This is a genomic window from Streptomyces sp. SID1328 (assembly GCF_009865595.1).
Lineage (GTDB): Bacteria > Actinomycetota > Actinomycetes > Streptomycetales > Streptomycetaceae > Streptomyces > Streptomyces griseoluteus.
The window spans coordinates 1-5,310 of record NZ_WWKH01000860.1; the positions used below are offsets into that span (position 1 = coordinate 1).

Annotated in this window: 6 protein-coding genes; 3 read left to right on the forward strand and 3 right to left on the reverse strand. The window is 73.2% G+C overall.

What is annotated here, in order from left to right:
- The 3 genes from GT030_RS27685 to GT030_RS27695 all read right to left on the reverse strand — a co-directional run.
- Nucleotides 1-806 (reverse strand): hypothetical protein (locus GT030_RS27685; protein ID WP_161203423.1); only part of this gene is annotated, 806 nt, incomplete at its 3' end.
- Between the two features lie 4 nt (nucleotides 807-810).
- Nucleotides 811-1,065, reverse strand: coding sequence for a MoaD/ThiS family protein (locus GT030_RS27690; RefSeq protein WP_161203428.1), 255 nt, complete (start codon nucleotides 1,063-1,065; stop codon nucleotides 811-813).
- A 52-nt stretch (nucleotides 1,066-1,117) separates the two neighbouring features.
- Nucleotides 1,118-1,960, reverse strand: a complete 843-nt coding sequence (locus tag GT030_RS27695) for an alpha/beta fold hydrolase (RefSeq protein WP_161203424.1) — start codon at nucleotides 1,958-1,960, stop codon at nucleotides 1,118-1,120.
- A 111-nt stretch (nucleotides 1,961-2,071) separates the two neighbouring features.
- Between GT030_RS27695 and GT030_RS27700 the strand changes: the two genes are divergently transcribed.
- The 3 genes from GT030_RS27700 (at nucleotide 2,072) to GT030_RS27710 (ending at nucleotide 5,135) form a co-directional block, all read left to right on the forward strand.
- Entirely contained in the window at nucleotides 2,072-2,866 is a 795-nt protein-coding gene (locus tag GT030_RS27700) for a response regulator transcription factor (protein WP_161203425.1), read from the forward strand.
- 107 nt (nucleotides 2,867-2,973) lie between these two features.
- The gene (locus GT030_RS27705) at nucleotides 2,974-3,999 is read left to right on the forward strand and encodes a LacI family DNA-binding transcriptional regulator (protein WP_161203426.1); all 1,026 of its coding nucleotides are present in this window, start codon (nucleotides 2,974-2,976) and stop codon (nucleotides 3,997-3,999) included.
- A 101-nt stretch (nucleotides 4,000-4,100) separates the two neighbouring features.
- Complete coding sequence (locus tag GT030_RS27710) at nucleotides 4,101-5,135, forward strand: trypsin-like peptidase domain-containing protein (RefSeq protein WP_161203427.1); 1,035 nt, start codon at nucleotides 4,101-4,103, stop codon at nucleotides 5,133-5,135.
- The last annotated feature ends 175 nt before the right edge of the window (nucleotides 5,136-5,310 follow it).

The window sequence follows — 5,310 nt, forward strand, 5'->3', positions numbered from 1 at the left end:
GTGGGCACGGGCAGCGCGCGGGCCAGGACGGCGACCGCGACGGCCGCCGCGCCGACCGACACCGCGGCCGGGGCCGCGCCCAGGTAACCGGTGGCGAGGATGGCGAGCGCCGAGGAGGCGACCGTGGCCATCAGGCCGTACATCCGCTCGTCCGGCGAGGCGTGCGAGCGGAGCTGGAGGACCAGGGCCAGCAGGACCCAGATGCCGAGCGGCCCGAGGATCGCCACCGGTGCCTGCTCGCGGCCCGCCGCCAGCACGGCCACGTCGGCGACCAGGCCGCCGAGGAAGGCCAGCGCGATGCCCTGCCGGGCGGGCCACATGCCGTTCAGCCGGAACCAGCCGGCCGCCGTCACGGCCTGGAGCAGCACCAGCGGCACCACCAGGGCGTACGAGCCGAGCGGCGCCGCCACCGCGAGCAGGACGCCGAGCAGCGCGGTGAGCGCGGCCGGCTGGATGCCGGGCTCGATGATCGGCGAACGGCCCTCGAGCCGGGCCCGCTGAGCGTCGGTGATCCGGGCGTTCCCGGCGAGGGTGGCGGGGCCGAAGGCGGGCTCGGGCTCCTGTACCGGCGCGGGGGTCTGCTGGTACGGCTGCTCGGCCACCGGCACCCACGCGTGGTTCTGGGTGTCCCAGGTCTGCCCCTGCCACTGCTGGGCCGCGCCCTGCTGGGCCCCGTAGGGCTCGGCGTAGGGATTCGGGAACTGCGGCTGCTCCGGTGGCGGGGCCCAGTTACCAGGGGTCCGCTGCTGCCCGTAGGGGTCGTACCCCGAGTACGGGCCGCCCTCGTAACGCTGCTGGTCGCTCAACGCCTCATCCTCCTGCGAACGGCGGGAGCACCTCGACCGTGCCGCCCTCGGCCAGCCGTACCGTCTCATGCGCGCGGGTCCCGACGGGAGCGCCGTCGACGAGGAACGCGCACCTTCGCAGCACGCGGGTGAGTTCGCCGGGGTGCCGTTCACGCACGCAGGCCAGCGCCTCGGCGAGCGTTCCGGCGTCGTACGGTTCGTCGGCGGTGCCGGCCGCGGCCTTGGCGGCGGCCCAGTAGCGCACCGTGACCTTGGGCATCTCGTTCCTCATCGGACAGCGGAAACAACAAATAAAGACGGTGCCGCCCAGGCTAGTCCGTCCCCCGCCCGGTGCGCGCCCGCGCCCAGCGGCCGATCCGGGCCAGCAGCTCCTCCCCGGCCGCGTTCTCCGCGTGGCCCATGCCCGGCTCCAGCCAGAGTTCACCCGCCTCCCCGGCCGCGTCCGCGAGCATCCGGGGGTGGTCGAGCGGGAAGTAGCCGTCGCTGTCGCCGTGCACCACCAGCAGCGGGACCGGCGCCAGCCGGGCGGCCGCCTCCACCGGGGAGAGCGGCACGGGGTCCCAATCGCGGTGGTGGATGCGGGTGCGGAAGCCGTACCGGCCGACCAGCCGGCCCGAGGGGCGGGTGACCAGCCAGTGCAGCCGGCGCATCGGCGCGGTGCCCCGGTAGTACCAGCGGGCGGGCGAGCTGACCGAGACCACCGCGTCGACCGTGCCGGGGTTCAGTGCCGCGTGGCGCAGCACCACCGAGCCGCCCATGGAGAAGCCGACGCTCACCACGCGCGCGTGCCCGAAGCCGCGCGCCCAGTCCACGGCCGCCGTCAGGTCCAGGACCTCCCGGTCGCCCACCGTGGAGCGCCCGCCGGAGGCGCCGTGGCCCCGGAAGGAGAAGGTCACCACCGCCCCGTACGCGGCCAGCGCGCGGGCCACCCGGCGCACGTGCGGCCGGTCCACGTCCCCGGTGAAGCCGTGCGCGACCACGAAGACCAGCCCGGCCGGGCCCGTTTCGTATACGACGGGTCCGGGATCGTATACGGAATCGACGGCGATTCCGTCGGCCGTACGCAGAAAAGTCCGGACACCGGGGCCTTGACCCGTCTCGGAATTCGGACGAATGGTGGAACGTGTCGCATGACCCGCCGGACGGTTGCTCATGTGGGCTATTCTGCTGGGCAGAGGACTCGGGCAGTGAAGCCCCCGAGTCCTTTTGTGCTTTCGGTACCGCACCGGAGGTGTCCTCGCAGGGACCGAGGAGGAACCAGACGTATGAGTTCGCTGCTGCTCCTGACCAACGCCCTCCAGCCGTCGACGGAGGTGCTTCCCGCTCTCGGCCTGCTGCTGCACAACGTGCGGGTCGCCCCGGCGGAGGGTCCCGCACTCGTCGACACCCCCGGTGCCGACGTCATCCTCGTCGACGGCCGCCGGGACCTCCCGCAGGTGCGCAGCCTGTGTCAGCTGCTGCGCTCCACCGGGCCGGGCTGTCCGCTGGTCCTGGTGGTCACCGAGGGCGGGCTCGCCGCCGTCACCGCCGACTGGGGCATCGACGACGTCCTGCTGGACACCGCGGGCCCGGCCGAGGTCGAGGCCCGGCTCCGGCTCGCGATGGGCCGCCAGCAGCTCGTCACCGACGACTCCCCCATGGAGATCCGCAACGGCGACCTCTCCGTGGACGAGGCCACCTACTCCGCGAAGCTCAAGGGCCGGGTGCTCGACCTGACCTTCAAGGAGTTCGAGCTGCTGAAGTACCTGGCCCAGCACCCCGGCCGCGTCTTCACCCGCGCCCAGCTCCTCCAGGAGGTCTGGGGCTACGACTACTTCGGCGGCACCCGCACCGTGGACGTGCACGTACGGCGGCTGCGGGCCAAGCTCGGCCCGGAGCACGAGTCGCTGATCGGCACCGTCCGCAATGTGGGATACCGCTTCGTCACCCCCGAGAAGCCCGACCGGGCCGCCGAGGAGGCCCGTGCCGAGGCCCGGCGGGCCGCGTCCGGGCGGGCAAAGGCGGCGGAAGGGGACGCCTCCACCGTCCGCGAGGACAGCGGGGTCGCGGCAGACGCTTAAAGCCGCTGCGGCCGGGGTAGTGCCAGGGCACCCCCGGCTGTCTCCGGCCCAGGGTCCACGCCACGAATGCCCTGCCCAGAGCGGGTCAATCCGCGTAGACTCCGCGCGTGGCGAAGGTGACTCGGGATGATGTGGCACGGCTGGCGGGGACCTCGACCGCCGTGGTCAGTTACGTCATCAACAACGGACCCCGGCCGGTCGCCCCGGCCACGCGCGAGCGTGTCCTCGCGGCCATCCAGGAGCTGGGGTACCGCCCGGACCGGGTGGCCCAGGCGATGGCCTCGCGCCGTACCGACCTGATAGGTCTGATCATCCCGGACGCCCGCCAGCCCTTCTTCGGGGAGATGGCGCACGCGGTCGAACAGGCCGCCTCCGAGCGCGGAAAGATGGTCCTGGTCGGCAACACCGACTACATCGCCGAGCGCGAGGTCCACTATCTGCGGGCGTTCCTCGGCATGCGGGTCTCCGGTCTCATCCTCGTCTCGCACGCGCTGAACGACCAGGCCGCCGCCGAGATCGAGGCGTGGGACGCCCGCGTGGTGCTGCTGCACGAGCGCCCGGAGGCCATCGACGACGTCGCCGTCACCACCGACGACCTCGGCGGCGCCCAGCTCGCCGTCCGCCACCTGCTGGAGCACGGGTACGAGTACGTGGCCTGCATGGGCGGCACCGCCGACACCCCGGCCGTGGGCGACCCGGTCTCCGACCACGTGGAGGGCTGGCGCCGGGCGATGTCCGAGGCGGGCCTGTCCACCGAGGGCCGCCTCTTCGAGGCCGCGTACAACCGCTACGACGCCTACAAGGTGGCGCTGAAGATCCTGGCCGGACCGGACCGGCCGCCCGCCATCTTCTGCTCCACCGACGACCAGGCCATCGGGGTGCTCCGGGCCGCCCGCGAGCTGCGGCTGGACGTGCCGGGCGAGCTGGCGGTGGCCGGCTTCGACGACATCAAGGAGGCGGCGCTCGCCGACCCGCCGCTGACCACGGTGGCCTCCGACCGTCCGGCGATGGCCCGCGCGGCGGTCGACCTGGTACTGGACGACGGCCTGCGCGTGGCGGGCTCCCGCCGGGAGCGGCTGAAGACCTTCCCATCCCGTCTCCGGGTCCGCGCGAGCTGCGGCTGCGGTAGCTGAATCCGCAGGTCAGCGGGGTCTCATAGGAACCGAAGGCGGTTCTGCCGGGCTTCTCAGCCGGGCCTCACGAAGCTCTCATGGTCGCGGGACATGCTCCTCGTATGACCGAGAGCACGCGCCGCAGCGGCGGCCACGAGGACGAGCCCCCCGAGGGAACTCCCGCACAGCCGTACGCGGCCTTCCCCGCGGCGGGTGCGCACCCCGAGTGGCCTCCCCCGCCGGCCCACGCCCCCGCCACGGGGCCGGGGGCCGGGCACCGGCGCAAGCGTCCCGGTGGTCCGGTCACGCTGCTCGCGGCGGTCGCGCTGGTCGCGGCCGCGGTCGGCGGAGGCACCGCCTACGCCTTCCAGCAGCTCACCGGGCACGGCACCACCGCCACCGACACGGCCACCCCGGTGGTCGCGGCCGGCAAGAAGGGCGACGTGGCGAACATCGCCGCGGCGCTCACCCCGAGTGTGGTCGAGGTCAACGCGACCCTCGCGAACGGCTCGTCCACCGGCTCCGGCGTGATCGTCAGCGACCAGGGCGAGATCGTCACCAACAACCACGTCGTCTCCGGCGCCTCCTCGGTGAAGGTGCGCACCAGCGACGGCACCAGCCGCACCGCCCGCGTGGTCGGCACCGACAGCTCCAGGGACCTGGCGCTGCTGAAGGTGGAGGACGCGTCGGGGCTCAAGGCGGCGCCGCTCGGCACCTCCTCGGGCGTCCAGGTCGGTGACACGGTCGTGGCGATCGGCTCCCCCGAAGGGCTGACCTCCACCGTGACCAGCGGCATCGTCTCCGCGCTCGACCGGGACGTGACCGTCTCCACCGACGAGAGCCAGGGCGGACAGGGACAGGACGGCGACGAGCAGTGGCCGTTCCAGTTCGGCGGCCGCCAGTTCAACGGCGACACCGGCTCCGCCACCACCACCTACAAGGCCATCCAGACCGACGCCTCACTCAACCCCGGCAACTCCGGCGGCGCCCTCATCGACGCCTCCGGCCGGGTGATCGGGATCAACTCGGCCATGTACTCCTCGGGTTCCCGGGCTTCCTCGTCCTCGGACGCGGGCAGCATCGGACTCGGCTTCGCCATCCCCGTCGACACCGTCAAGGCCGACCTGGCGAAGCTCCGGGCGGGTGCCACGAGCTGACAGCACGTACCCGAGCACCACCGCAGTACCGAGCAGCAGGGAGAACGTCATGATCAAGCGCGTCTCGCACCAGGCCCCTGTCTCCGGACCGGCGAACGTCGCCGTCGCCCTCGAGGTGGCGCACGAGCTGCACACCCCCGACCCCAGCCCCCGCCTGCCCGAGCTGCCCTCCCCC

Coding starts and splice junctions, on each gene's coding strand:
- GT030_RS27700 (WP_161203425.1), top strand. CDS start 2,072: ATGAGTTCGCTGCTGCTCCTGACCAACGCCCTCCAGCCGTCGACGGAG.
- GT030_RS27695 (WP_161203424.1), bottom strand. CDS start 1,960: ATGAGCAACCGTCCGGCGGGTCATGCGACACGTTCCACCATTCGTCCG.
- GT030_RS27690 (WP_161203428.1), bottom strand. CDS start 1,065: ATGCCCAAGGTCACGGTGCGCTACTGGGCCGCCGCCAAGGCCGCGGCC.
- GT030_RS27710 (WP_161203427.1), top strand. CDS start 4,101: ATGACCGAGAGCACGCGCCGCAGCGGCGGCCACGAGGACGAGCCCCCC.